This window comes from Candidatus Lernaella stagnicola (genome assembly GCA_030765525.1).
GTDB lineage: Bacteria > Lernaellota > Lernaellaia > Lernaellales > Lernaellaceae > Lernaella > Lernaella stagnicola.
In genome coordinates this window covers 117,401-141,885 of the sequence record JAVCCK010000007.1, presented here as the reverse complement: position 1 = coordinate 141,885, position 24,485 = coordinate 117,401, and the positions used below count along the sequence as shown (strand labels likewise).

Genomic DNA, 24,485 nt, shown 5'->3' with positions numbered 1-24,485 from the left:
CGCCTATTTCAGGAACCCATGTTCCGCAAGAAAACCCTTGGTGACGCGGCTCTTTTCGGAGTCCTCGCCGAAGCGCGCGCTCCAGAACCGCTCGATATACTTACCGATGATATCGGCTTCCACATTGACCTTGTCGCCGCGCCGCCGCTCGTGCAGCGTCGTGGCGTTCCAGGTGTGCGGAATGATGCCCAATTCCATTCCCGTATCGTCAACGGCGTTGATCGTCAGGCTGATGCCGTCCACGGCAATCGATCCTTTCGACACGCAGTAGCGGAGGATATCCGCCGGAGCCGCAATCGCCACGACGACGAATCCGCCCTTCTCTGCGATCGACCGGATATCTCCCACGCCGTCCACGTGACCCGCTACCACGTGACCGCCCAAGCGGTCGCCGACGCGCAGCGCCCGCTCCAGATTCAGCCGGTCACCCGCACGCCGCGCCCCGGCCGTGGTCCTGGCCGCGGTTTCGGGGCTGACTTCGACTTCGAATGCCGGCCCGTCCACGGCGACGACCGTTTGGCAATAGCCGTCCAGCGCGATCGATTCGCCAAGCTGGATGTCGTCGAAAGCAGGCTGGGCACGCACGCGAAACACAAGGTTTTCGCCGCGCCGCGCCACGGAAGTAAGCGTTCCGATGCTTGTGATCAGTCCAGTAAACATCCGCCTACTTCCTCAAAAAGGCCTTCGATCAGCCAGTCCGATCCGAGTTGCCGCACCCGCATATCGCGCAGCACGACGGCTTCGTTCATCGTTTCGGCCAACACGCCCGCCATCCACGACGCCCCGCCCTCGCCGCCGACAAGTTTCGGGGCGAGAACGAGCTCCAATTTATCGGCCAACCCGGCGCGCACAAACGAAGCGTGCACCCGGCCGCCGCCTTCGACAAGCAGGCCGGCCACTTCGCGCCGGTGCAACCAGACGAGCAATGCGGCCAGGTCGACCCGGCCGGTCTCGTCCGCGGGGAATCTTTTCACCAAAACGCTCTCTTTGGCAAGGCGCTTTCGCTTTTCGCTGTCCGAGCGGTCGGTGGTGGCAATCACGGTTTGCGCCGGCAGCGTCCCACTGACGATTACGGAGTCTTCCGGCGTTCGCAGGGTGGAATCCACAACCACGCGCAGGGGTTGCCGCACATCTTGCTCCACACCGGGCCGGCACGTGAGCCGGGGGTCGTCAGCGATGACGGTGTCGACTCCGACCAGAACGGCGTCGTTGACGTGCCGCAGATGGTGGGCGTAACGCAACGCCGCAGGGCCGCTCACCCACTTGCTGTGGCCGGTCACTGTGGCGATTTTGCCGTCCAGGGTGGTCGCAGCCTTCAGCGTAACGAAGGGCCGCTGGGAGCAGATATACCGGCAGTAGACCTGATTAAGGCGGATGGCTTCGTCGGCCAAGACGCCGACTTCGACCTCGAGACCCGCTTCTTTCAGAATCGTCAGGCCGTGGCCGTTGACTTGCGGATTGGGGTCTTGGTGAGCAACGACAACCTTGGCCACGCCCGCTTCCATGATGGCATCGGTGCAAGGCGGCGTGCGGCCGTAGTGGCAGCACGGTTCGAGGTTGACGTACATCGTCGCGCCGGCGGGATCGTTGCCGCGGCGCCGGGCGTCGGCCAGGGCTTCGCGTTCGGCGTGGCGTTTGCCGACGGCGGTATGGAACCCTTCGCCGATGATATGGCCGTCTTTGACTAAAACAGCCCCGACCATGGGGTTGGGGCTGGTCCATCCTCGGCCGCGAGCCGCCAGCCGCAAGACGCGGCGCATCCGATCGGCGTCCCTTGAGGGTCGCGCGACGTTATTTTCTGTCATCCAGGATCTCTTTTAGTTCCAACATGAAGTCGTCTACGTCTTTAAACGACTTATAAACTGACGCAAAACGTACATAAGCGACCGGGTGCAAGTCGCGGAGACGTTGCACGACGAACTCGCCGATGAGGCTGCTGGGCACTTCGTCGGAGCCGATTTCCTGCACGTAGCGTTCGACTTCGCCGACGAGGTTCTCCATCTGCTCGACGGAGATGGGAAGCTTTTCGCAAGCGCGGCGGATGCCCGCATACACTTTTTCGCGTTCGAAGCTTTCGCGGCTATCGTCCTTTTTGATCACCAGGGGCATCGTCATCACAACGCGTTCGTGGGTCGTGAATCGGTACCCGCAACTGAGGCACAAGCGCCGCCGGCGGATCAGGTTTTGCTCCGGCCGGAACCTGGAGTCCATCACTTTGCTCTGGTCGTGCCCGCATTTTCTGCAACGCATCGCCTAGCTCCTTGCCTGCTTGGTTATTGCCTCGACGCGCTGAACCGGGGGTTCAGCTCTCGATTTCCTCGATTTTTTTGACCCGCCGTGCGTGGCGACCGCCTTCGAAATCATGCCGTAAGAAGGTATCGACAATCTCCAGAGCCAGCGCGTCGCCCAGGACGCGCCCGCCGAGGCACAACACGTTGGCGTCGTTGTGCTGGCGCGCCATGCGGGCCATGAAGCAATTCGTACACAGAGCCGCGCGGATGCCCTTGACCTTGTTTGCCGCAATCCCGATACCTATGCCGGTTCCGCAAACAACGATGCCCAAATCGGCTTCGTCCCGGGCGACCATTTCCGCCACAAGGCGGCCGAAGTCGGGGTAATCCGTGCTTTCGTCGGTGTGCGTGCCGACATCGGTTACGTCGTGGCCCAGGTCGGCCAGGTGATCGCGTACGATGTTTTTCAACGCCAAGCCGCCATGGTCGCTGCCGACGATAAGTCGCATGACGCACTCCCTTGTTCTTGCGTGATTATTTGGCGGGCGGATCGTAACACGACACCCCGTGCAGCGCAATATCTAGCGTCCCTTCACGTCCTCACCCCACAATATCTTGTGGAGTTGCAGTTGCAGGCGGAATCCGGCACCTGCTTCCAGCATCCACTCGGCGACTTCGGCGGGATCGACGCGACCCGCGACCGGCGACAACAACAGGGCACACCGTTCGCCAAGGCGGTGGCGCGTCACGAAATCTAGTGCAAAATCGAAGTCTTGCCGATCGGCTACGGGGAACTTGAGTTCGTCCTGAGACCGTACGTGGTCGAGGTTTCGCATGAGAAAAGGTTCTCCCGCCTCGGCCGAAGGCGGTTTGACATCCACAATGCGGATCGCGACGGGATCGAGGTCGCCGAGGAATTGCGTGCCGTTGGTCTCGACCAGGATGGTCAGGCCGCGCTCATCCAGTGCGGAAATCAGGAGATTCACGCCGCGTTGCAGGAGGGGTTCGCCGCCGGTAACGACGGCCAATTCGGCCCCGGAGGCCGCAGCCTCATCAGCCAGTTCGCTGATGCGCCGCGGTTCGCCCTCCGCCCACGCATAGGAAGTATCGCACCAGGCGCATCGCAGGTTGCAGCCGCCGAGACGGATGAACCACGCGGGCCGGCCCTGGCGCGTACTTTCGCCGCTGAGGCTCAGGAAAGTTTCGCAGACCCGCAGCGTGTTAGAAATGGAGGATGCTGAAGATCGGCCGGTCGCCGGTTTTTTCGCGTCCATGTAAGAAATCCAGTTCGATGACGAAAGCCAACTCGACGACTTGACCGCCGAGCCGTTCGACGAGTTCCGTAGCGGCCTCAATCGTACCGCCCGTGGCAAGCAGGTCATCGATAATCAGCACGCGTTCTCCCGGCTTCACGGCGTCCTTGTGCAGTTCGAGCGTGGCGGTGCCGTACTCCAACTCGTAGCTGGCGCTGATGGTGTCGGCGGGTAACTTGCCGGGCTTGCGCATGAGTTGCACGCCGCAATGGAGTTCGAAACCCAGTGCGCCGCCGAAGACGAAACCGCGTGATTCGATACCGACGATTTTGTCGATCTTCTGGTCCTTGTAGCGGTCGATGAAGATGTCCATCACGGCGCGAAAGCCGGCGGCGTCGGAGGTCAGGGTTGTGATGTCTTTAAAGATGATCCCCGGTTTGGGAAAATCGGGCACATCACGGATCAACGCGGCAATTTCTTTTAGTTCCATCCCACTCTCCTATTCCTTCGCTGCGACCACGAGTGTCAGCGCCGCGGCAGATACATCAGGGGGTCGACCGCCTTGGCGCCGATGCGTATTTGGAAGTGCAGCGCCGATTCGGTGGCGCGACCGCTTTGGCCGACCTCGGCGATTTTCTGCCCCTGGGTAATCTGCTGCCCCTTTTTGACGAAGTTCCGCTGGTTATAACTGTAAATCGTGAAGAAATTGTTGTCGTGACGCAGCACGACCATGTTGCCGTAGCCTTTGAATTCCGACGACGACAGAATCACCTTGCCGTCCGCCGCCGCCACCACCGGCGTGCCGCGCGCCGCGCCGATTTCGATGCCGTGCGTCGGCGCTCCGTCGATCACCGTTCCGAAATGAGTTTTCACCGCGCCACCCTGCACAGGCCAGACAAAGCGGGGTTGGCTGTTGGTTACCACGGCGCTGGAGCGGCCGGGTTTTTTCGCTGAGGGATTCGGCGTCGGTTGCGGGCGGATCGTTATTCGAGGTTGCGGCGTGGGCGCTACGCGCGCCTTGGGTTCCGTCTTTTTCGTGTAGTTCGCCACGCGTTGATCGGGGAAGCGCGGGATTTTGATGCCCTGCCCGATCTGCAAACTGTACGGATCGACGCCGGGGTTCGCGCGCTGGATCTCCTGCACGGACACGCCGTAATCCTTGCTCAGTTTGTACAAAGTATCGCCGGGCTGCACCTTGTGGTAGTAGGCGCACCCGGTCAGCGTGAAGCACACCAGTAACAAGACCGCCAGAACAATCAATCTACGCACGCAAACCTCCCAATCGGGAAAGAGCACGGGCAACGGCCGTTGCCGGATCATCGACCTTCTCGACGCCGGGGATGTCCCACGTTCCCAGGCCGATCACCGGCTTGCCCAATTTGAGCCCGACGGCGATTTCCGACAGCGTGCCGTACGAACCCGCCACGGCGATCAGGGCGTCGGCGCTGTGGGCAAGAATCACGTTTCGCGCGTGTCCCATGTCGGTAACGACCTCCACATCGAGATACGAGTTCCCGCTGCCGCGCCGGTCGGTGGGCAGAATACCGACCACGAGACCGCCCGCTTCTTGCGCGCCCCGCGCGGCCTCTTCCATCACGCCGCCCATGCCGCCGCACAAGAGCACGGCGCCGGCTTCGGTGATAGCGCGACCGACTTCATAAGCCAGCCGCCGGGTCGCGGCATCGGCGTCGGCGACACCGATCACGGCGATTTGAACTTTGTCTTTATCCGCCATGGTTTCCGAACACGAATTTAATCAGCACGAATCCTAATACCAGCAGTACCATAAACGCGATGGTGAGCAAATTGAAGTACTTTTCGATAAAGGTTTTGATGCGCTCGCCAAAGAAGTAAATCAGCGTCGCCACGAGAAAGAACCGGGCGCTGCGGGAGATGGCCGAAACCAGCGCGAAGGTTCCCAACCCCATCGCTTTCATGTTGGTCAGTTGGTCGCTCATGGCTTGCACGCGGAGTTCGACGGCCGCCAATTGGGCGGGCGTCTCAGCGGCGGCCCGCAACACGTCGCTCACGTTGGCCACGATGGCGGCGCTTTGAATTTTTCCCACGGCGATCGCGTCAAAGGCGCCGGTGACAATCGTGAAGACTTTATAGGGAATCGGCGTGAAGCCGGCGGTGCCCAGAAACAGCACGCCGTATTGGCTGTACTTGTCGGCCAGCGACAGAACGATTTCCCACCCGTGATAGAAGTTGATGATCTTTACGCCGACGGTGGCCAAGAAGAAGTAGCCGATGTAATACCCGGCGACGCCGCCGATGATCGAACCGACCGAACACCATGCGGCGTAACGGAAACTGCGGTGCACGAGGCCCAGGCACATGACGATCAGCAGCGCGTCCGGCGGGATGGGGAAGAAGCTTGACTCGGCCAACGCGAGAAAGAACAGGGCGGGCACGGCATAGGGGGTTTCGGCCCAATGCAGAACCCAGTCGTACAAGCGCTTCATGAGGCCGCGCTTGGCGGGCGTCGACGGGGTCGCGGTGGTTTCGTTCATTTGTTGTTCCATCCGTAGTGACCGACCAGCGGGACGAAGCGGCACGGCCCGTAGTCCTCCTTCACGGTGCGATTACGTTCGCGAGTGAAACGCAGCAGCGTCTGGGCGTTCGGCGTCGAGCCCACCGGCACGACGAGGCGCCCGCCGTAGGGAAGTTGTTCGAGGTAGTGATCCACGTCCACCGGCGCACCGGCGGTCACGATGATCGCGTCGAACGGCACTTCTTCGCGCCAGCCGTGGGAGCCGTCGGCGATACGCACTAGAATGTTGTCCAGACGCATCTCGGCGAAAAGACGTTCGGCTTGACGGCCCAGTTCGCGGACTCGCTCGATGGTGAACACGCGGTCGGCCAGATGCGCGAGAATCGCCGCCTGGTAGCCGGAACCGGTGCCGACCTCCAAAACTTTTTCCTTCCCCTTCAGTTCCAAGGCTTCGGTCATCAAGGCGACAATCAGGGGCTGGCTGATTGTTTGCCCTTGACCGATGGGCACGGCGCGATCGGCGTACGCTTCGGCCCACACGTGTTGCGGCATGAAGCGCTCGCGAGGCAGACGGGCCATGACGTCAAGCACGCGAGGGTCCTTGATACCTCGCGCCTTGAGTTGTTTTTCCACCATCATGTCTCGGGCGGTTTCCAATTGCTCCGGCGTGGGCGTATGTCTCACCATGATTGATCCATCATCTTTTCGAGATACGAATGATCGGTCAGATCCGCGGAAATCGGCGTCAAGGACGCGAATCCTTGGCGGACGGCAACCATGTCGCTGCCGTCAATCTGCTCAAATCCGAGTTCCTGACCGCCGATCCAATAATACTCGCGGCCGCGCGGGTCCATACGTTCGTCGATTTCGTCGCCGTACAGTCGCCGCCCCTGCCGCGTCAACTTGATGCCTTTGATTTGTTCGGGCGACGCACTGGGCACGTTCAAATTCAGCAGCACGGTAGGCGGCAACCCGTTGGCCAAAACCCGGCGCGCGACACGCGTGGCCATCGCTACGGCTCCGGAATAATCGATCTGGGTTCTCGCGTCGACGCTCACCGCGAACGCCGGCACGCCAAGCAGCGTCGCTTCCAACGCGGCCATCACGGTCCCGCTGTAAGTAATGTCCTGCCCGAGATTCCCGCCGGCATTGATGCCGGCGACGACCAGGAGCGGGCGTTCGTCGCGCAAAAAACCGTTCAGCGCCACGTGTACGCAATCGGCGGGGGTGCCGTCGCACGCGAACCAGCCGGGCCTGACCTGCTGAATGCGCAACGGGTGATCCAGTGTGAGGCTATGGGCGCTGGCGCTGCGGTTACCGTCGGGAGCCGAAACGACGACGTCCCCGAGTTCCGCCAAAGCTTCGGCCAAGGCGTGGATTCCGGGTGCATCGATTCCGTCGTCGTTCGTGACAAGTATGCGCAACTGGTTTCTCCGTCTGCGTCCCGAAAATCGCCTCATAACAGGCTTCGTTAGGCGATTCGCCGGTATTTTCGGTGCGGCGCATGGTACTAAATCCGACCTGCAGCGACAAGGGAAAAACTGAATATGGAGTAATTCGACGAGGCGTGACCCACATGTTGTGGCGATTCGCCTTCGGCACCGTCCTTAAGCGATTGTTGAAACCTGGTATCTATTGTTATCTATATCTATCTATCTTAATTTTTCGATTGACATCTATATAGATATATTGATACTAATTCCCTACCTAGTCTACCGGCTTGGTGGGCATTAGAAGCCGCCGCCGATCGAATCGATGCGAAACAACGTTCGGGAACTAGCCCGAGCGCACGATAACCAGGGGTCGCGGCCTGTCCGCACGTCCCCAGGGGGATACGCGATGAAGTCACTTGTTCGCTTTAGCATCGCGCTTGCTTTGACGCTGGTTTTGGTGCCGGCGGCGTTCGCCACAAATGGAATGGAGGCCACTGCGAGCGGCGCGCGGGCCGCAGGCATGGGCGGCGTCGATATCGCGATTGCGACCGACGCCACGGCGATGAACACGAACCCGGCCGGTTTGACCCAATTACTCGGCCACCGCATCGATTTCGGGACAGCCCTCTTGATTCCCATCGTGCACTTCAAGAACGACCTGAATGACAAGGACGGCGTAGTCAACATCTTTCCGATGCCGATGATTGCGTACGGCTACCGTTTTCAGAACGTGCCGATTGCCTTGGGCCTGGGTGTATTCACGCAAGGCGGCATGGGCGCGGAGTTCAAACTCGATCACGCGATCGCGGGCCAGGATGCGGATTATTTTTCCACCCTTGGCTACATGAAACTGGCGCCGACGATCGCCTACCAGCCGCACGAGATGGTTTCGCTGGGCGGCGCGTTCAATCTCGGGTGGGCCCAAATGGGGATGAAAATGCCCTTTGCGGTGCATCCTTCGATCATGACCGGCCGGGCGATGCGTGGCGGTTCGGAGGTTTCGTTCGGTTCCTTATTCGAGAACATGCTCGGGTACGACGAACTGACCGCGATGGCTGAGTTGGAAAACGCCAACGCGTTTGGTTTCGGCGGGAAGCTCGGCATTCTGATCACGCCGCACGAGGTCGTGTCCCTCGGATTAGCCTACACGTTCCAGACCACGCTGACTTTCCACGGCGACGCGAAAATGGACATGCAAGGTCAGTTCGACGACGCATTGCCCAAGATGGTCGACGCGTTCCAACTCATGCCGTCGGTCGACACGCCGCAGCAAGCTGAGCAAGCCGTCATGGAGTTTTTCCAGGAAAACGGTGTGGATCCCGAGCGCGGTTACGCAGCCAACTACGACGCGGAAGTCGAATTCGCTTGGCCGCGGAAGCTGGCGTTCGGCGTCGCAGTGCGGCCGCTCGAACAACTGCTGATGGGTGTCGACGTAACCTGGATTAACTGGTCGGCGACGATGGAAAAATTCAAGATGACGCTGTCCAACGGCGACAACGATAACATCAACAAGATGATCGGCGGCGACAAGGTCGTCGCGGAGATTCCGTTGAAATGGGAAGACCAACTCGTCTTCGCATTTGGCACGCAATACGAGTTTCTGCCCGGGGCGTTCGCCCGCGTCGGTTACAACTACGGCAAGAATCCCGTGCCGGACGACACGGTTTTCGCCGTTTTCCCGGCAATCGTCGAGCACCACATCACGCTGGGCGGCGGGTATAACGTCAAGGATTTCTTCGAAGTCAATGCGGCGTATGAGTACGCCGTTTCCAACACGCAGACGGCGTCGAGCGATCACCAGATCGCCGCCGAGTACGACAATAGCGAGTCGACGCTCGGCGAGCACTTGGCGCACGTCATGTTTTCCTTCGCCTTTTAAATGAAAAAACAACAAGGAGATACGAAATGAAAATCGAGAGACTACTTATGATCGCGATGGTCATGGCTATGATCCTGGCATTCGGCCTGGTCGCAGCGTGCGGCGACGACGACGACGACGACGATGACGACAACGATGCCGGCGACGACGACAGCGGCGACGACGACACCACCGGCGGCGACCCCATCGAAGAGCTGATGAGCACGGCATACGATTCCTGTCTGGAATTCTGGAACGCGTGCGAAGTCGAGAACGCCGAGGAAATCTGCCAGGCTTGGGTTGACGCCTACGGCCCCGCCCTGGAAGCCTACGCCGACACGATCGACATCGACTGCATGATGCAAGTCATGGGCGGCTTCTTCGAGTGCGTTGGCGAAGATTGTGATCCGGCCGGTGCCTGGACCGATTGCAACGTGCAAGTGGAAGAGCAAATCATCGAGTGTTTCGAATAGAAAACACGACGCGACGTAAAAAAGGCCGGGCGTAATGCTCGGCCTTTTCTTTTTGTGAACGCCAAAAAAAGAACGCCCGGTCCGAAAACCGGGCGGTCATTTCGCTTAATCGGGGCGACTGGATTTGAACCAGCGACCCCCTGAACCCCATTCAGGTGCGCTACCAGACTGCGCTACGCCCCGCGAAGCAAGAGCAATGGTATAAACAAATCACAAATAGGATTCAACCGATTTTTTGATCTCGAGGATATCTCTTTTAATTTTTTTGAGAATCTCGACGTACTCTTCTCGGTTGAAACTCATGGTGAGCTGCTGGTGTCCTTTGTCGGCCCGTTTACGGCTGCGCTCCATCAACACCTTTTTGGCGCCGGCGATCGTAAACTTTTCCTCGTACAGCAAGCGCTTGATCTCGAGGATGAGTTCGACTTCCTTACGGCGATACAGGCGTTGGTTGGTGCGCGTCTTGGACGGCCGAACGATGTTGAATTCCGTTTCCCAATACCGGAGTACATAGGGCTTCACACCGGTGATTTCGCTGACTTCACCAATCTTAAAGTACAGCTTTTTTGGGATCTCGCGGGATTCATCAACCGCCATCGTCCCACCATCCTTATTAAAGCGCGAAACACCAGGCCGTTACTATACGTCCTTGAGCGCGTTCCGCAGCACCTGGCTCGGTTTAAACGTCAAAACCCGCCGGGCGGAAATTTCGATTTCCTCACCGGTTTGCGGGTTGCGGCCAATGCGCGAACGTTTTTCCCGAACCACAAAATTGCCGAATCCGGAAATTTTGATCTTCTCGCCCTCTGACAAAGTTTCTTTGATGATATCGAAGACCAACTCAACAATACGTGCAGATTCCTTCTTCGAGAAGCCCACGCGTTCGTAGATTGCATTCACCAAATCCGCTTTCGTCATGGACGCTCCCCCCTTGTTAGTTCGAGTGTTTTATCAGGTTTATTTCGCGTTTGCAAGATTTTTTTTGCCTGTTTATGAAGGCTTAGACAGCCTTGTTTCAACTATTCCCTTAGGGTTGCGCCTAAACCCTCTTTCAACGCTCGTAAGATTTTCTTCGTGAGCTTGTCGGCATCTTTGTCCGACAGGTTCTTCGCCAGATCCTGAAACCACATGGAGAAGGCAACGCTTTTCTTCCCCGGTGGGATCCCCTTGCCTTTGTACACGTCAAACACGTGCAGGCGCGTGATCCGGCGAGTATCAATCTCACGAATCGCGGCGAGCATGCGGTCAACGGACGCTTCTTCGTCGGCCAACACAGCAATATCCCGGAACATCGCCGGAAACTTGCTCAACTTCTGATACTTGATTTCTCTATCCGCCTGAGCGGCTATCATATCCAAATTAAGTTCGCCCGCAAAGACCTCCCCTTCGATTCCGAAGATTTCCAAGGATTCGGTCCGCAGCTTGCCGATACGGCCGGCGCTGTTCTCACCGATCAGCATCTCCGCGCAAACGCCCGGCAAGAAAGGACCGGCGTCGGCCGGCACCCGCCAGGTTACGTTACGCAGCCCGAAATGCGTCAGCAGGCGCTCTACAAGGCCCTTGAGGTCGTAGAAGTCGACATGCGGTGATTCACCCGTCCAGAAGGAATCCTGTCGGCTACCGGCCACCAAGAGGCCCAAGTGGTGCGGCTCGGTCGGCATGTCGTCGTCGGCTTGCGGCAGATACACCCGCCGGGCTTCGAAAATTCGGATGTCGCTGAGGCGGCGCGCCTGGTTGGTCGCGACCGCGCCCAGCAAGCTTGGCAGCAACGAGGTGCGTAGTACGGCGAAGTCCTCACTAAGTGGATTGGCAAGCCGAATGCCTTCCGGTGCGCCCACGGCGGCCAGAGCCTCGGGCGCAACGAAGGCCAGCGAGATGGTTTCACTGAGCCCCATCCCGGCCAGTTCACGTCGCAGATCGCGCAGAAAGTCGCGCAGCGCCCACGGACGATTCTCGGCGTCGACACCCATGTGAATCGTCAGCGGAATGTTTTCGTACCCGTGCAAGCGAGCGATCTCCTCGGCGAGATCGACTTCGCGCTCCAAGTCGGGTCGGAAACTCGGCACCTCCACAACAAGCCGGTCGGGCGAAGTGTCGACAACCCGTAACTCGATGGACTCCAAGTGCGTGATCATTTGCGCGGCGTCCAGATCAATTCCCAACAGGGCGTTGACCTTGGCGGGCCGCATGGCGACTTGTCGCCGTGGAATCGTTTTCGGATAGGCGTCGATAAAGCCGGGCACGAGGGTGCCGCCGGCCAGTTCCGCCATAAGTCGCGCCGCGCGGTGGGCGCCCAGCACGGTATTCTCCACGCCGGTGCCGCGTTCGAAGCGGTAGCTCGACTCGGAAGAAAGTTCGAGCTTGCGGCTGGTGCGGCGAATGCCGGTCGGTTCGAAGTACGCCGATTCGATGAATACGTCGACCGTATCATCGGACACGAGGCTGTTGAGACCGCCCATGATCCCGGCCAGCGCGACTGGTTTGACGCCGTCGCAAATCAGCAGGTCGTCGCCATCCAGCGGCCGCACCTGTTCGTCGAGCGTGGTAATCGTTTCGCCGTCTTTCGCGCAGCGCACCACGATGCGCCGATCGCTCAAGAAGGAGTAGTCAAAGGCATGCAACGGCTGGCCGTACTCCAGCAGCACGAAGTTGGTAATATCGACAATGTTGTTGATGGCCCGCACGCCGGCGGCTTCGAGACGGTGGACCATCCACGGCGGTGAAGGCGCAATCTTCACGCCTTTTACCAGCATGCCGCAGTATCGCGGGCACTTGTCCGGCGCCTCGATTTCGATGGTCATGTACTCATCGATCGCGCCGCCCTCCGGCTCGATTTCGAGATCCGTTTTTTTCAACGGCTTACCGACCAGCGCCGCGACTTCCCGCGCCACGCCGATGACGCTTAGCGCATCGGGTCGGTTAGGTGTCACGCCCAGTTCCATTGCCCAGTCATCGAGACCCTGCGCCGCAAGCGGCTCCAACCCGAGAGGCGTACCTTCGGGCAACAGCCAGATGCCGGTGTGGTCGTCGCTGATTCCCAGTTCGTCGCGGGCGCACAGCATGCCGAAGCTCTCCACGCCGCGAATTTTTCCTTTTTTGAGTTTGCCGCCCGGCAGTTTCGCACCGACCCGGGCCAACACGCCGATGCGCCCGGCTTCGGTGTTTGACGCGCCGCAGACGACCTGAAATCGCTCTTGACCGTCAAAGACCGTGCACACCGTCAGGCGATCCGCGTCCGGGTGCGGTTCGACTTTTTCAATCAGCGCGGTGACGACGTTGTCGTAGTCGCCGCCGATTTTCCGCACTTCTTCGACTTCGAAACCGGCCATGGTCAGGCGATGGGATAACTCTGCGATGGGTGTATCGAAATCGACGTAATCCTGCAGCCAACGATAAGTAACAATCATGGGAACTGCCTCAAGAACCGCAAATCCCCCTCGAACAGGAGGCGAATATTATCGATGTCGTAGCGCGCCATGGCGACGCGCTCGATGCCGATGCCGAAGGCCCAACCGGTCACTTCTTCCGGGTCGTAGCCGACCGCTTCGTACACCGCCGGGTCGACCATGCCGGCGCCGAGCAATTCGACCCAGCCCGTGCCCTTGCAGACCGAGCAGGTGCCGTTCTTTTGCTCGCCGCTGCCGCCGCAACCCCAACAGGACACGTCCACTTCTGCGGACGGCTCGGTAAAGGGGAAGAAGCTGGCGCGAAAACGCGTGCGCGTCTTGGGACCGAAAAATTCCTTGGCGAAGTGGTCGAGCATGCCCTTGAGGTCGGCAAAGGAGACGTGTTTGTCGACGAGCAGCCCTTCCACTTGGGAGAACATCGGCGAGTGTGTGGCGTCGATGCTGTCGGACCGAAACACCCAGCCGGGAGCGAGAATCCGCACCGGTGGCTGATGTCGTTGCATGACGCGGATTTGCACCGGGCTCGTGTGGGTGCGCAACAACAGGTCGTTGTTGATGAACAGCGTATCGTGTTCGTCACGCGCCGGGTGATCGGGCGGAAAGTTGAGCGCATCGAAATTGTACCAGGGTTTTTCGACTTCCGGGCCGTCTTCCCAAATGAAGCCCATGCGTTCGAAAATGTGTACGATTTCCTCGAGGGTTTGGGTCAGCGGGTGCAGGCTGCCGCGCAGCGGTCGCCGCCCGGGTAGGCTGATATCCACGCGCTCGGTTTTCGCCGCATCGGCGCGAGTTTGTTGCACGAGGCGCGTTTTGCCTTCATCCAGGGCCTTTTCAATCGCGGCTTTCGCGAGGTTGACGAGTTTTCCAACGAGGGGTCGTTCTTCCGCCGAGAGGTCTTTCATGCCTCGGAGGATTTGGGTCAGCGAGCCTTTTTTACCCAGCACCGATACGCGAATACCGTCGAGATCATCGGGATCGTTTGCCGCGGCGATGTCGGTCAACGCCTGGTCTTGAATCTGTTTGATTTGTTTTTGCATGGTCACCCGTCCATTGTCCGTCGAATTTCAAGGGCGGGTCCAACCGACCGCGCCCGCGACGACGGTGAGCCCTCAGGCCCACCGCGCCGGCGTATCCGGTTGCCGTGACCGGAACGCTTCCTTAGGCTTGCGCCTTGGCCAGTTCGACGACCTTGCCGAAGGCTTCGGGATCATGCACGGCCATATCGGAAAGGACCTTGCGGTCGATTTCGATTCCCGCTTGCTTCATGCAATGGATCAAGCGCGAATAGGACATACCGTGCTCATGGGCGGCGGCGTTGATCCGCACGATCCACAAGCGCCGGAAGTCCCGTTTCTTGGTCCGGCGATCGCGGTATTGATACGCCAAGGAACGAAAGACCGATTCCTTGGCCGTTTTGAACAACTTGCGGCGTCCTTGCTTGAAGCCTTTGGCCTGCGCAAGGACTTTTTTATGACGGCGGTGAGTTTTGTACCCACCTTTTACGCGTGGCATATTGCGCCTCCTTTCCTACGTACCCGTAACGAGCGAATCAATGGGTCGTTAGATGTTGAGCATCTTGCGCACGTTCTTGACATCCGCTTTGTCGATTTCGCTGTTTTGACGCAGCTTGCGTTTCCGCTTGGTCGACTTCTTAGTCAAGATATGACTGCGGTGGCTGTGCCCCCGCTTGATCCGCCCGGAACCAGTGACTTTGAATCGCTTCGCCGCTCCCCGGTTGGTTTTCATTTTCGGCATCGGCAAACTCCTTTCAACACGAATACACCGCCGCCACCGCTCCGCCTTCGCGCGCGGCGTTCGGGAATGCCATGTGGTGGCGTGTTTTTTCTACTTCTGTTTCGAAGCGAGGATCAGAAACATGTTCCGGCCTTCCATCTTGGGGGCACGCTCCACCTCGCCCACATCGGTGACGTCCTCGGCGATGCGTAACAGAATCGAGCGACCCAGTCCGGAGTGGACTACTTCGCGGCCACGGAACATGATCGTTGCTTTGACTTTCATTCCTTTTTCCAAAAACTGGCGAATTTTCTTCAGCTTGAACTGATAATCGTGTTCGCCGGTTTTTGGGCGCATTTTGATTTCTTTCAACTGTATGACAGTCGCGTGCTTTTTGGATTCTTGGGCTTTTTTCTCCTGCTGGTACTTGAACCGGCCGTAATCCATGATTTTGCATACGGGCGGTTTGCCGTTTGGCGCTACTTCCACCAGGTCCAAGCCCTTTTCCAGAGCAATCTCGATACCGTCACGCGGATCCATCACGCCCAATGTTTCGCCTTCGTCATCGATGACGAGAACCTGGCTGTGACGAATTCGTTCGTTGATACGGTGGGCCGGCTCGGTCCGAACCGGAATCCCTCTACGTGGTCGTCTGCGTATGATCGAACTCCCTTCTTGTGCCCCCCTCCCGGCCGACCTCAACCGTCGAACGAATCGCCGGCCAACTCCAAACCACGAGAGGGATTGACATTAAACAGCAAGGGCGCCGTGGCCACAGCCAACAGACGCCCGTCCCGTACAGGGAAAACAAACACAACTTTGCATTTTTCCCGGGATCGAGGTGCGGCGCGCTTGCGCCGACTTGGGCCCTTCGGCCCCGCCTGTTTGGCGAACCCTTGTCCACATTCCACCGGCATTTACGGCCGGTTTTCTTCTCGCTAGGCACGGTGGGACTCGAACCCACGGCCCCTACCGCGTCAGGGTAGTGCTCTAGCCTCTGAGCTACGTGCCTCTGCGGAAAGAGCCTTTTAGTTCGCACGCGGCTGCCTGTCAAGTGGAAAATATAATAACACCGCGAAAACAAAGGGGCAACGTTGTTCATTCAGTTTTCTTTTTCCGCGGGAATACGCCGAGGTAGACCGGAACGTGAATGCTGGAGCGAATCGTCAGGCTTTTGCGACGATGGCGCAGCATCATTTGCGTGCTGGTGCCGCCGTCGCAATTGATAACCCTCCACATTTCCAGCCCCTCGGGTTCGGGGCCGCCCAGGAGCCCGGCCAATTCGGGCAAGGTCAGCCCGCCGAGAATCGCATCGGTCGCCGCGAACACGACACGTCCCTTGGCATCGACGCCGAGCACGGAACGCCGAGTGACCACGTCGGCGTTGCGAAAACGCAGGCGCGGCTTACCGTCGGTTACGAGCCAGGGGCCGGCTTGGAAGGCCTCGTCCATCGCCGCGGGATTGACGTTGGACCGATGCTTCAAATAGGCTTTGCGCCCGCGCACAAAGAACACGCCGTGATGGACCCGCCCACCCTGTCGCAAGGGTGAGAGTACTTTCCCCCCGGAAACAAGCAGGCCCATAACCTTCATGTCGGCCTCGAAGTAGCTGGCGTTCATGAGCGCGACCGCACCGGTACGCTGAGCGACGGCGGACATATTTTCCAAGGGCAGTTTCTCACTGGGAACAAAGACGATGCGAATGTCGAGGAGAGCGGGATTCACGCGCACCATGGCCAAATGGAAACCGGTAAACAAACCGCCCTGCCGGCGAAGTCGCACGCGGCGGTAATCGAGTCCGGGCTCGAGTTCTTTCCATTTGCCGACTTCGGAGTTAACTAAGGGGCGATTGTCTTGGCGACGTTCTTCGACGTATTGGGTGACCAGGCCGACGAGCCATTGAGGTTTGGTGACGAAGAGAAACACACCTACGAGGATGATCCCGAGCAGAATCGGGGGTCCGAAACGGATCCGGCGGCGGCGCTCACCGCGGGCCACGGTTGAAGAATTCTCCCTGCTTGTAGCGCTGGATGTATCTCACCATCAAAACCTGCAGGACCGCCGCGACGGGAATGGCGATCAACATACCGAACACGCCAAGCAATTCGGCCCCGACGAGCAAGGCGAAAATGATCGTCACGGGGTGCAAGCCCAGCTTGTCGCCGATAATTTTCGGGGTGATCACGTTGCCTTCCAACGCCTGGGCGCCGGCGAATACGGCGATGACGAGCAGCGGGTGCTTGATATCCTGGTGCTGCAGGAAGGCCATGATCAACGCCGGGATGATTCCCAGCACAACGCCCAGATAGGGCACGATGGAAACGACCCCGGCCGTGACGCCGATCACCAAGCCCAGCGGCACGTCGGCAATCAGCCACAGTCCGAGTGAATAGAGCGCCGCGAGAATCAACGCGACGGTGAATTGCCCGCGCAGGAAGTTCGAGACGATCCCGTCCACTTCCTTCATGAAGGTGACGAAACCTTCCCGCCTTCGCGCGGGTACCAATGAAGCGATGCCGCTGTTGATACGGTCAATATCGCGCAGCAGAAAAAACCACGCCACCGGGATCACCACGAGCGTCAGTAAGCCGATCACAAAGGCCATGACGCTGGACAGCGCGTTTTTCGCGAAGTCGGTCAGTGGGGAGCGAATCGCTTCGGCGACTTGGTTGACGGTATCGCGATGATCGGTGAAGAACTGACGGATTTCCTGCTCGGTGCGGGGCAAATCAATGCCCAGCGTATTCTCAAGGCCGGGTAACCAACGCTCGGTAAGCAGGGTGCCGTAGTCGGGCATGTTTCGGCCCAACTCGCGAAATTCGTTTACCGCCACCGGCACCAGAACGAGATTGATCGCCACCACGACCATCGCAAGCACCACGGCGAGGATGACGACGCCGGCGGTTCGGGGTATGCGGCGCGCTTCCATGAAATCGACGACGGGGTCGCAGATATAGGCAAGCACCCAGGAAATCGCCAGTGCGGTGAGAATCGTGGAGAGGCGGAACACGAAATATCCCAGGACGAACAAGCCGGCGCTAAGTACCGCCAGCTTAACCCATTTGTTGGCCCACACGTCCTTGAGGAAACCCATGTCGCGTTAGCCCTCCGATTCGGGCGGCGGCACCGGTCGGGGCAGCATGCGAATTTCGATTTTCTGCGTGCCCTGCTCCGCGGTCAACACAATCGATTCGTTGAGAAATTCTTCGGCCTCTAGACGCAGGCGATGGGCGCCGGCCGTCAGCGGCAGGCCGCCTCTTTCCTCGGTAAACCGTTTCGCCCGCCCGACGTACATTCCGTCGAGGAAGACTTTCGCGTCTTCGGGTACCACCGACAGAAAGACCGGCTTCGTGGGAGCGTTGCCGTTAATTCTTGCCAGTGGCGTGGCGCAGCCGCCGAGGAAGGCGACCAAAATAAGAATCAGAAAAAAGCGCTTCATCGCGTCTCCACGTTGAATTGAATCAAATTACCGCTTTGCCCAGACGCCGACAGTTTGCACGTCGCGGCGCGCGCCGACAAGAGGTCCCCGGCAAGTTGCTTAATCGTCCCGCCGTACACGACGCGAAATCGAACGCGCCCGCCGGGTTCGAAGGAATCCAACTCGGCCTGTTGCACGTAGGCGCGATTGCGAATCAACGCCTGCAATTCCAACATTTGGGCGTAGTCTCTCACGCCGATAAACTCAATGGCGATTTCCGCCTTGCCGGCATCATCCAGCCTACCGTGTTTCGCCAGCGCGTCGGTTACCGCGGCGAACAGGTCGCGCGCGGCGATTTCGTCGAGCGAAGTGCAGGCTTTTTTGCTCGGGTAACGATATTTCAACGACGCGATCATGGCCTTGGCCGGCGCGTCAACGATCTTCACAAACGCTTGTTGATCGCAAGCGTCTTCGACTTGATCCTCAGGGGTATCATTGCGCAGCTCAATCATGACGAGCAAGCGCAGTCCTTGGGCCGTGGCCACCTGAGTCAGATCACCGTAGGCTTCGAGGTTGACGGCCTTTACGAACGACGGGGAGCCCAGAAAACTCTCGGCGGTCGCCGTGGACGCCACCGGCTGCCCGGCCAGCTCGAAGCGTTCGCGCAGTGGGTTGTCCAAGTCGGGAACGTAGGCGTAGCCGTCGCCGAATTGTCGAAAAACGAGAACCGTGAGCGGCGGCTTTTGCGCCCGGCTTGGTGGCGCGATCTGAATCGCCGCCACGGCTTCTTTCAAGCTGTCGATACGGATCCTCGCTTCGATCGCGAGTCGATATACGGCCGGTTCGGTTTGCTCGTCCAGGACGGAGTAACTCACGACGTAAAGGGCGGGCTTGCGCAGGATTTGCCGTTCGATCTGTTTCTTTTTCAGCTTGGCTTCTTCGGGCGGCACGAACTGGTCAATGGCTTTTTGCAACGCGTCGGCCAACGCATCTTTTTTGGCTTGGCGCCGCGCGGCCTCGGTATTTCGTTCGTCCAGCTCGATTTCCGCCCGGCCGACAAACAGCGCCAATTCCGCCGCAAAGACCGTCGCGGCCGCGGCAAGCATGAGCAAGATGACTATCGCGCGCTTCAACTTCCGTTCTCCTCTATGCGAAACTCCCGCCACCGCCCGGCTAGGCGTTCGCCGATCCGCAACGTCAACACGACGTGCTGTCCGTCGATGTCGTCGGCTATCACTTCGGCCCGCGTGCGCAGGATATGCAGCACGTCCGGCCTGGCCAAGGGAACACGGAACACGGCTCGCCGCCGGTGACGCCCCAACGTGAGTGCCAGTTGGTTGCGGAAATCGTCGAGATTCGAGCCGTCCCGGGCGCTGACGGCCACCGCGGGCTGATGCGCGGCGACGAGGCGATCCAACCAGGGTTTCTGAATCACGAGATCGGCTTTGTTGAACACATAGACCATCGCCTGATCGGTCGCGCCGATTTCGTGCAACACCTCGGCCACGGCGCCGACCTGCTGTTCCATGCGCGGATGCGACGCGTCCACCACGTGCACGATCAAGTCGGCCAGCGTGACTTCCTCCAAGGTGGCCTTGAAACTTTCGACGAGTTGGTGCGGCAGGCGCTGAATGAAGCCGACGGTATCGACCATCACCGCTTTGACATTACCGGGCAGCGCGATTTCCCTCGCCGTGGGGTCGAGGGTGGCAAAGAGGCGGTCTTCGATCAGCACGTCGGCGTCGGTGCAGGCGTTGAGCAGCGTCGACTTACCGGCGTTGGTGTAACCGACGAGCGCCACGGTCTGCACCTGGCTTTTTCGGCGTTCGGAGCGGTGCAATTCACGGGTCATCCGAACCTTCTCCAACTTTTTTTTCAAACCGGCGATCCGCTGGCGAATGCGGCGACGATCGATTTCCAGGTCGGTTTCGCCGGGGCCGCGCGTGCCGATGCCCGCGCCCTGCCGCGACAGGTGGGTCCACAAGCCGCGCAGCCGCGGCAGTAAATATTGGTATTGGGCCAACTCGACCTGCAGTTTGCCTTCTCGGGTTTGCGCCCGCTTGGCGAAGATGTCCAGGATAATGCCGGTGCGGTCGATGACCATCACCTCGAGGCGACTTTCCAAATTGCGTTGCTGGGTGGCCGTCAAGTCGACATCGAAGACGACGCAACGGACCGGCACGTCCAATTCGGCGAGTTGTTTGGCAATGCGATCGATAGCGCCCCGGCCGACGAAAGTGGCCGGTACGGGTCGTTTGACTTCGCATTTGACGCAGCCGACCTCGATCGCGCCGGCGGTATCGACCAGCCGTGCAAGTTCGGTGAGTGATTCGGCTACAATGTCACGATCTTCAGAGCGAACGCGGCAACCGACGAGTAAGGCGCGCGGACCGTCCGCGTCGTCATTACCGGTCAGTCGCCGGGCCTCTTCAACCGGCCATGAAGCCGACTTTGATCGTTTTGTCGATGTTGATGTTGGCAATGGCATGCTTGTAGATGAGATGTAACCGTTCGGCCTCGACGACCACACAGTAATTGTCGAAGCTCTTGATTAACCCGTCCAGTTTTTCGCCGGTAATCAATTCAACGGTAACCGGGACACGTTCTTTTCGCATGGAATTGATGAACTGATCCTGAACGTTGATGCGTATTTTTTTGTTTATCATGGGTAATTCCCCCTAAATGCATACGGGCCGGCGGCCCGTCATTGAAATGTGACCTTGCCGGGGCCGAAAATCACGCCGATTTCCTCGGCCAAGGAATCGGAGACTTGCAGTCCAACGGTTTTCGGCAACGCAAAAATCGCTTCACTACGGTCGGGTATTTCCAGATGAACAAAACCCCGACACGAACCCGGATGCCGCTTCATGCATTCCGATAAACGCTGCATGTGCGATTTAAGCAGTCCGACACTCCGTAAATAAATGTGCACTTCATTACTGCACACTTCCGCCGCATTCTCAAGAGGAATTATCCGATCAACCCGCAACGCGCTGCCGCCGTCGCGCACTTCCACACGGCCGAAAAACAGCATGGGTTTTTCCGGGTTGTCCAACGCTACGGCTGATTTTTCCAGCGCTTCGGAAAACATGGTGAACTGGAAGGGCGCGGTTTGGTCCTCGGCCACACCCCGGGCATAGGGCTTACCTTTCTTCGTCAAGCTTTTCTTGAAGCTGGTGATCAGCGCGGCAATGCGCACGTCTCGGCTGGTCGTTTCCTCTTTTAGTCGGGTCGCGTTGTGCGTGGTGAAAGTCGCGGCGATATTGCGGTATTCGTCCAACGGATGCCCGGAAATAAAGAAGCCGAGTACGTCCTTTTCAAAACCCAACTCTTGTTCGTGATTCCAGGGGGCGGTTTTCGGCAATTGGGGGGCCGTAACGTCGCCGCCGTCCAAGGTACCGAATAGACTTGTTTGGCCGGCCTCGCGGTCCGATTGCGCCCGCGCCGCCGAGTCCATGGCTGCATCCAGCGCGGCCATAAGCGCCGCGCGGTTACGCTCGATGGTGTCGAACGCGCCGCACTTGATGAGGCTCTCCACCACGCGCCGGTTGAGCTTGCGAACATCCACGCGGTCGCAGAAATCGTGCAGCGAACGGAAGGGGCCGCCATCCACTCGAGCGACCAAAACACTCTTGACGGCGCCCTCACCAACGTTTTTCACCGCCGCCAAGCCGAAGCGGATATGTGCTTCTCCGGTGACGGTGAAGTCCACGGCGCTTTCGTTAACATCCGGGGGCAGCACTTCGATATCCAGGTCGCGGCACTCGGCGATTTTGGCCATGATTTTGTCGGAATCGTCTTTTTCCATGGACATCAACGCCGCGATGAACGCCGCCGGATAATACGCCTTGAGGTACGCCGTCTGGTACGCCACCACGGCATAGGCCGCCGAATGACTTTTGTTGAAGCCGTACTCGGCGAACTTCTCCATTTGGTCCCAGATATCCTCGACGATGCGTTCGGTCAATTGCTGTTTCTTCGCGCCTCTGAGGAATTTCTTTTTGAAGACAGGCATTTCTTCGACTTGTTTTCTCGACATCGCGCGTCGCAGCAAGTCGGCCTCTCCCAGACTCATCGCGCCAATCAGGTTCGCGATCTGCTGAACCTGCTCCTGGTAAACGATCATGCCGTAGGTCGGCTTGAGAATCGGTTCCAGTTCCGGCAAGGGATAGCTGACCTTTTCCTCGCCTTTTTTGCGCGCGATGAACTGGTCGACCATGCCGGTGCCCAGCGGCCCGGGGCGATAGAGCGCCGCAATCGCCGTGAGGTCTTCGATGGAACTGGGCTGGATGCGCACGAGCAGTTCTTTCATGCCCGACGATTCAAATTGGAACACGCCGTTGGAGAGCCCGCGACCCAACAGTTCATAGGGTTTGGGGTCGTCCATGGGGATCGCGTCGAGGTCGATGTGCTTGCCGAAAACCTCTTCGATGATTTTCAGCGCTTTGTCCATGACCGTCAGCGTTTTGAGGCCCAGGAAGTCGAACTTGACGAGGCCCACTTCCTCGACGTCGATCTTGTCGAACTGGCAAATAATCTTGCCGTCCTTATCGCGCATGAGCGGCACGATATCGCTCAGCGGCTTATCGGAAATCACGACACCGGCGGCGTGGGTCGACGCGTGGCGCAGCAATCCCTCCAGCGCCTTGGCGTGCGGCCAAAGGTCTTTGATCCAATGCCCTTCGCGCAACAGGCGGGCCAGATCGGGTTCTTGCTCGGCAATCGCGAGCGTCATCTTCAGATCGGTGGGGATCATGCGCACGATGGCGTCGACTTCGCCGAAGGAATAGCCCATGGCGCGGCCGACGTCGCGCACGACCATGCGGGCTTTCATTTTACCGAAGCTGGCGATTTGCGCGACGCAATCCTCGCCGTATTTTTCCGAGACATAGCGGATCACGCGGTCGCGACCCTCGGCGCAGAAGTCGACGTCGATGTCGGGATTGTCCTGCCGTTGGGGATTGAGAAAGCGTTCGAAAAGCAAGCCGTAGGTTATCGGGTCGATGTTGGTGATGCCCAACGAGTAGGACACGAGCGATCCCGCGGCGCTGCCCCGGCCGGGTCCCACCGGAATTCGCTGCTCCCGCGCCCAGCGGATGAAGTCTTGCACGATGAGAAAATAGCCGGCGAATCCCTTGTCGCGGATCAGCTCCATTTCGGTTTCGAGCCGCTTGCCGTATGCGACTTCAACTTGTTTCCACGGACCGCCCTCGCCCGCCCTCTTTCGCTCCTGTTTTAACGCCTTGAGTCGTTTTTGGAGTCCGGCGCGGGCCGCCTTTTCGAAGACCGACTCCAAGGTTTCGCCCGGCGGCGTTTCGTAGGAGGGGAAAATCGGGTCGGACAGGACCATATCGAAGTTGCATCGTTCGGCCACTTCGAGGGTGTTTTTCAACGCCTCGGGGTAATGGCGGAACAGCTCGGTCATTTCGGCGCGCTCGCGGAAGTACACCTGGTCGGTGTTAAAGCGAAAGCGGTTTTCGTCTTGGATGGACGAGCCGGTTTGAATACAGAGCAGGATCTCGTGACTTTTGTGATGCTCCTGATTGAGGTAATGGGCGTCGCACGTGGCGACGACGGGCAAGCCGAATTCACCGGCGAGCTTCAGAAGTTGTTCGTTGACGGTTCCCTGTTCGGGTATCCCGTTTTCCTGAATTTCGAGGTAGAAGCGGTCGCCGTATACCTGGCGGTACCAATCGACGACCTCCCGCGCTTTTTCATAGCCGTAATCCTGCAAGGTGCGCGGCAACAGGCCCGCGAGGCAGGACGACAGCGCGATCAAGCCTTCGCTGTGCGCGGCCAACAGTTTCCGATCGGCGCGGGGCCGCCCGAACAGACCGGGAGTCTTGCCCTCCAATTGCGCCGCGTTGACGATGTGCAGCAGGTTTTGGTAGCCGGTCGCGTTTTCGCACAACAGAACCTGGTGGTAAGGCCGCGGCTGGTTGCGCGACAAGTCGGTGTGGTCGCCGTGCGCAACGTACACTTCGCAACCGATCAACGGCTTAACGCCCGCCGCTTTCCCGGCTTTGTAGAAGGAGACGACGCCGTGCATATTGCCGTGATCGGTGATCGCCGCCGCGGGCTGGCCGTCGTTTTTCGCTTTGGTGAAAAGCTCATCGATTTTGATCGCGCCGTCCAAGAGCGAATACGCCGTGTGGACATGCAGGTGAACGAATTCGGCACTCAT

27 protein-coding genes and 2 tRNA genes are annotated in these 24,485 nt (G+C 59.2%); 2 read left to right on the top strand and 27 right to left on the bottom strand.

What is annotated here, in order from left to right:
• Nucleotides 1–3 precede the first annotated feature (3 nt).
• The 11 genes from P9L99_03200 to surE form a co-directional block, all read right to left on the bottom strand.
• Entirely contained in the window at nucleotides 4–660 is a 657-nt protein-coding gene (locus P9L99_03200) for a riboflavin synthase (GenBank protein MDP8222340.1), read from the bottom strand.
• A complete protein-coding gene (ribD, locus tag P9L99_03195; protein MDP8222339.1) occupies nucleotides 645–1,805 on the bottom strand; it encodes a bifunctional diaminohydroxyphosphoribosylaminopyrimidine deaminase/5-amino-6-(5-phosphoribosylamino)uracil reductase RibD in 1,161 nt (386 codons plus the stop codon). The genes P9L99_03200 and ribD overlap by 16 nt, the downstream gene beginning before the upstream one ends.
• Nucleotides 1,792–2,250: a transcriptional regulator NrdR gene (gene nrdR, locus P9L99_03190; protein ID MDP8222338.1), complete on the bottom strand. Its 459-nt coding sequence runs from the start codon at nucleotides 2,248–2,250 to the stop codon at nucleotides 1,792–1,794. Before nrdR ends, ribD begins: the two co-directional genes overlap by 14 nt.
• Before the next feature lie 52 nt (nucleotides 2,251–2,302).
• Nucleotides 2,303–2,740, bottom strand: a complete 438-nt coding sequence (gene rpiB / locus P9L99_03185; GenBank protein MDP8222337.1) for a ribose 5-phosphate isomerase B — start codon at nucleotides 2,738–2,740, stop codon at nucleotides 2,303–2,305.
• 72 nt (nucleotides 2,741–2,812) lie between these two features.
• A complete protein-coding gene (locus P9L99_03180) occupies nucleotides 2,813–3,505 on the bottom strand; it encodes a radical SAM protein (GenBank protein MDP8222336.1) in 693 nt (230 codons plus the stop codon).
• Nucleotides 3,453–3,974, bottom strand: coding sequence for an adenine phosphoribosyltransferase (locus P9L99_03175; GenBank protein MDP8222335.1), 522 nt, complete (start codon nucleotides 3,972–3,974; stop codon nucleotides 3,453–3,455). Before P9L99_03175 ends, P9L99_03180 begins: the two co-directional genes overlap by 53 nt.
• Before the next feature lie 35 nt (nucleotides 3,975–4,009).
• Nucleotides 4,010–4,753 (bottom strand): M23 family metallopeptidase, encoded by a 744-nt coding sequence (locus P9L99_03170; GenBank protein ID MDP8222334.1) that lies wholly within the window; start codon nucleotides 4,751–4,753, stop codon nucleotides 4,010–4,012.
• On the bottom strand, nucleotides 4,746–5,219 hold the full coding sequence (locus tag P9L99_03165; protein MDP8222333.1) for a TIGR00725 family protein: 474 nt from the start codon (nucleotides 5,217–5,219) through the stop codon (nucleotides 4,746–4,748). The genes P9L99_03170 and P9L99_03165 overlap by 8 nt, the downstream gene beginning before the upstream one ends.
• Entirely contained in the window at nucleotides 5,209–5,997 is a 789-nt protein-coding gene (locus tag P9L99_03160) for a hypothetical protein (protein MDP8222332.1), read from the bottom strand. The genes P9L99_03165 and P9L99_03160 overlap by 11 nt, the downstream gene beginning before the upstream one ends.
• Complete coding sequence (locus P9L99_03155) at nucleotides 5,994–6,665, bottom strand: protein-L-isoaspartate(D-aspartate) O-methyltransferase (GenBank protein MDP8222331.1); 672 nt, start codon at nucleotides 6,663–6,665, stop codon at nucleotides 5,994–5,996. The genes P9L99_03160 and P9L99_03155 overlap by 4 nt, the downstream gene beginning before the upstream one ends.
• Nucleotides 6,659–7,402, bottom strand: a complete 744-nt coding sequence (gene surE, locus P9L99_03150; GenBank protein ID MDP8222330.1) for a 5'/3'-nucleotidase SurE — start codon at nucleotides 7,400–7,402, stop codon at nucleotides 6,659–6,661. The genes P9L99_03155 and surE overlap by 7 nt, the downstream gene beginning before the upstream one ends.
• Before the next feature lie 415 nt (nucleotides 7,403–7,817).
• Here surE and P9L99_03145 point away from each other — a divergent pair, with 415 nt between their 5' ends.
• Together P9L99_03145 and P9L99_03140 are read left to right on the top strand one after the other, a co-directional pair.
• Nucleotides 7,818–9,290, top strand: coding sequence for an outer membrane protein transport protein (locus P9L99_03145; protein ID MDP8222329.1), 1,473 nt, complete (start codon nucleotides 7,818–7,820; stop codon nucleotides 9,288–9,290).
• Between the two features lie 26 nt (nucleotides 9,291–9,316).
• A complete protein-coding gene (locus tag P9L99_03140) occupies nucleotides 9,317–9,742 on the top strand; it encodes a hypothetical protein (GenBank protein MDP8222328.1) in 426 nt (141 codons plus the stop codon).
• A 109-nt stretch (nucleotides 9,743–9,851) separates the two neighbouring features.
• Here the strand turns inward: P9L99_03140 and P9L99_03135 are convergent.
• From P9L99_03135 to dnaE, 16 genes are all read right to left on the bottom strand, one after another.
• A tRNA-Pro gene (locus tag P9L99_03135) sits at nucleotides 9,852–9,925 on the bottom strand.
• Nucleotides 9,926–9,952: 27 nt separating this feature from the next.
• Complete coding sequence (locus P9L99_03130; protein MDP8222327.1) at nucleotides 9,953–10,339, bottom strand: MerR family transcriptional regulator; 387 nt, start codon at nucleotides 10,337–10,339, stop codon at nucleotides 9,953–9,955.
• A gap of 42 nt (nucleotides 10,340–10,381) precedes the next feature.
• On the bottom strand, nucleotides 10,382–10,660 hold the full coding sequence (locus P9L99_03125; protein ID MDP8222326.1) for an integration host factor subunit alpha: 279 nt from the start codon (nucleotides 10,658–10,660) through the stop codon (nucleotides 10,382–10,384).
• 101 nt (nucleotides 10,661–10,761) lie between these two features.
• A complete protein-coding gene (gene pheT / locus P9L99_03120; GenBank protein ID MDP8222325.1) occupies nucleotides 10,762–13,149 on the bottom strand; it encodes a phenylalanine--tRNA ligase subunit beta in 2,388 nt (795 codons plus the stop codon).
• The gene (gene pheS / locus P9L99_03115) at nucleotides 13,146–14,186 is read right to left on the bottom strand and encodes a phenylalanine--tRNA ligase subunit alpha (protein MDP8222324.1); all 1,041 of its coding nucleotides are present in this window, start codon (nucleotides 14,184–14,186) and stop codon (nucleotides 13,146–13,148) included. Before pheS ends, pheT begins: the two co-directional genes overlap by 4 nt.
• 121 nt (nucleotides 14,187–14,307) lie before the next feature.
• Nucleotides 14,308–14,661: a 50S ribosomal protein L20 gene (rplT, locus tag P9L99_03110; GenBank protein ID MDP8222323.1), complete on the bottom strand. Its 354-nt coding sequence runs from the start codon at nucleotides 14,659–14,661 to the stop codon at nucleotides 14,308–14,310.
• 48 nt (nucleotides 14,662–14,709) lie between these two features.
• Nucleotides 14,710–14,904 (bottom strand): 50S ribosomal protein L35, encoded by a 195-nt coding sequence (gene rpmI / locus P9L99_03105; protein MDP8222322.1) that lies wholly within the window; start codon nucleotides 14,902–14,904, stop codon nucleotides 14,710–14,712.
• A 90-nt stretch (nucleotides 14,905–14,994) separates the two neighbouring features.
• The gene (gene infC, locus P9L99_03100; protein ID MDP8222321.1) at nucleotides 14,995–15,585 is read right to left on the bottom strand and encodes a translation initiation factor IF-3; all 591 of its coding nucleotides are present in this window, start codon (nucleotides 15,583–15,585) and stop codon (nucleotides 14,995–14,997) included.
• Between the two features lie 237 nt (nucleotides 15,586–15,822).
• Nucleotides 15,823–15,895, bottom strand: a tRNA-Val gene (locus tag P9L99_03095).
• An 86-nt stretch (nucleotides 15,896–15,981) separates the two neighbouring features.
• Nucleotides 15,982–16,881, bottom strand: a complete 900-nt coding sequence (locus P9L99_03090) for a phosphodiester glycosidase family protein (protein MDP8222320.1) — start codon at nucleotides 16,879–16,881, stop codon at nucleotides 15,982–15,984.
• Nucleotides 16,868–17,977, bottom strand: coding sequence for an AI-2E family transporter (locus tag P9L99_03085; protein MDP8222319.1), 1,110 nt, complete (start codon nucleotides 17,975–17,977; stop codon nucleotides 16,868–16,870). Before P9L99_03085 ends, P9L99_03090 begins: the two co-directional genes overlap by 14 nt.
• Before the next feature lie 6 nt (nucleotides 17,978–17,983).
• Nucleotides 17,984–18,322 carry a hypothetical protein gene (locus P9L99_03080; GenBank protein ID MDP8222318.1) on the bottom strand — a complete coding sequence of 113 codons (339 nt, stop codon included), beginning with the start codon at nucleotides 18,320–18,322 and terminating at the stop codon, nucleotides 17,984–17,986.
• On the bottom strand, nucleotides 18,319–19,434 hold the full coding sequence (locus tag P9L99_03075) for a hypothetical protein (GenBank protein ID MDP8222317.1): 1,116 nt from the start codon (nucleotides 19,432–19,434) through the stop codon (nucleotides 18,319–18,321). Before P9L99_03075 ends, P9L99_03080 begins: the two co-directional genes overlap by 4 nt.
• Complete coding sequence (gene hflX / locus P9L99_03070; protein ID MDP8222316.1) at nucleotides 19,431–20,783, bottom strand: GTPase HflX; 1,353 nt, start codon at nucleotides 20,781–20,783, stop codon at nucleotides 19,431–19,433. Before hflX ends, P9L99_03075 begins: the two co-directional genes overlap by 4 nt.
• Entirely contained in the window at nucleotides 20,731–20,967 is a 237-nt protein-coding gene (gene hfq / locus P9L99_03065) for an RNA chaperone Hfq (protein ID MDP8222315.1), read from the bottom strand. The genes hflX and hfq overlap by 53 nt, the downstream gene beginning before the upstream one ends.
• Before the next feature lie 38 nt (nucleotides 20,968–21,005).
• The gene (dnaE, locus tag P9L99_03060; GenBank protein ID MDP8222314.1) at nucleotides 21,006–24,485 is read right to left on the bottom strand and encodes a DNA polymerase III subunit alpha; all 3,480 of its coding nucleotides are present in this window, start codon (nucleotides 24,483–24,485) and stop codon (nucleotides 21,006–21,008) included.

What these genes read in the sequence shown, in the direction of transcription:
- P9L99_03160 (MDP8222332.1), bottom strand. Translation starts at nt 5,997, where the DNA reads ATGAACGAAACCACCGCGACCCCGTCGACGCCCGCCAAGCGCGGCCTC.
- ribD (MDP8222339.1), bottom strand. Translation starts at nt 1,805, where the DNA reads ATGACAGAAAATAACGTCGCGCGACCCTCAAGGGACGCCGATCGGATG.
- rplT (MDP8222323.1), bottom strand. Translation starts at nt 14,661, where the DNA reads ATGCCACGCGTAAAAGGTGGGTACAAAACTCACCGCCGTCATAAAAAA.
- hfq (MDP8222315.1), bottom strand. Translation starts at nt 20,967, where the DNA reads ATGATAAACAAAAAAATACGCATCAACGTTCAGGATCAGTTCATCAAT.
- P9L99_03145 (MDP8222329.1), top strand. Translation starts at nt 7,818, where the DNA reads ATGAAGTCACTTGTTCGCTTTAGCATCGCGCTTGCTTTGACGCTGGTT.
- pheT (MDP8222325.1), bottom strand. Translation starts at nt 13,149, where the DNA reads ATGATTGTTACTTATCGTTGGCTGCAGGATTACGTCGATTTCGATACA.
- P9L99_03155 (MDP8222331.1), bottom strand. Translation starts at nt 6,665, where the DNA reads ATGGTGAGACATACGCCCACGCCGGAGCAATTGGAAACCGCCCGAGAC.
- rpmI (MDP8222322.1), bottom strand. Translation starts at nt 14,904, where the DNA reads ATGCCGAAAATGAAAACCAACCGGGGAGCGGCGAAGCGATTCAAAGTC.
- dnaE (MDP8222314.1), bottom strand. Translation starts at nt 24,485, where the DNA reads ATGAGTGCCGAATTCGTTCACCTGCATGTCCACACGGCGTATTCGCTC.
- P9L99_03085 (MDP8222319.1), bottom strand. Translation starts at nt 17,977, where the DNA reads ATGGGTTTCCTCAAGGACGTGTGGGCCAACAAATGGGTTAAGCTGGCG.
- P9L99_03200 (MDP8222340.1), bottom strand. Translation starts at nt 660, where the DNA reads ATGTTTACTGGACTGATCACAAGCATCGGAACGCTTACTTCCGTGGCG.
- P9L99_03165 (MDP8222333.1), bottom strand. Translation starts at nt 5,219, where the DNA reads ATGGCGGATAAAGACAAAGTTCAAATCGCCGTGATCGGTGTCGCCGAC.
- P9L99_03125 (MDP8222326.1), bottom strand. Translation starts at nt 10,660, where the DNA reads ATGACGAAAGCGGATTTGGTGAATGCAATCTACGAACGCGTGGGCTTC.
- rpiB (MDP8222337.1), bottom strand. Translation starts at nt 2,740, where the DNA reads ATGCGACTTATCGTCGGCAGCGACCATGGCGGCTTGGCGTTGAAAAAC.
- P9L99_03130 (MDP8222327.1), bottom strand. Translation starts at nt 10,339, where the DNA reads ATGGCGGTTGATGAATCCCGCGAGATCCCAAAAAAGCTGTACTTTAAG.
- nrdR (MDP8222338.1), bottom strand. Translation starts at nt 2,250, where the DNA reads ATGCGTTGCAGAAAATGCGGGCACGACCAGAGCAAAGTGATGGACTCC.
- P9L99_03180 (MDP8222336.1), bottom strand. Translation starts at nt 3,505, where the DNA reads ATGGACGCGAAAAAACCGGCGACCGGCCGATCTTCAGCATCCTCCATT.
- pheS (MDP8222324.1), bottom strand. Translation starts at nt 14,186, where the DNA reads ATGCAAAAACAAATCAAACAGATTCAAGACCAGGCGTTGACCGACATC.
- P9L99_03080 (MDP8222318.1), bottom strand. Translation starts at nt 18,322, where the DNA reads ATGAAGCGCTTTTTTCTGATTCTTATTTTGGTCGCCTTCCTCGGCGGC.
- P9L99_03175 (MDP8222335.1), bottom strand. Translation starts at nt 3,974, where the DNA reads ATGGAACTAAAAGAAATTGCCGCGTTGATCCGTGATGTGCCCGATTTT.
- P9L99_03140 (MDP8222328.1), top strand. Translation starts at nt 9,317, where the DNA reads ATGAAAATCGAGAGACTACTTATGATCGCGATGGTCATGGCTATGATC.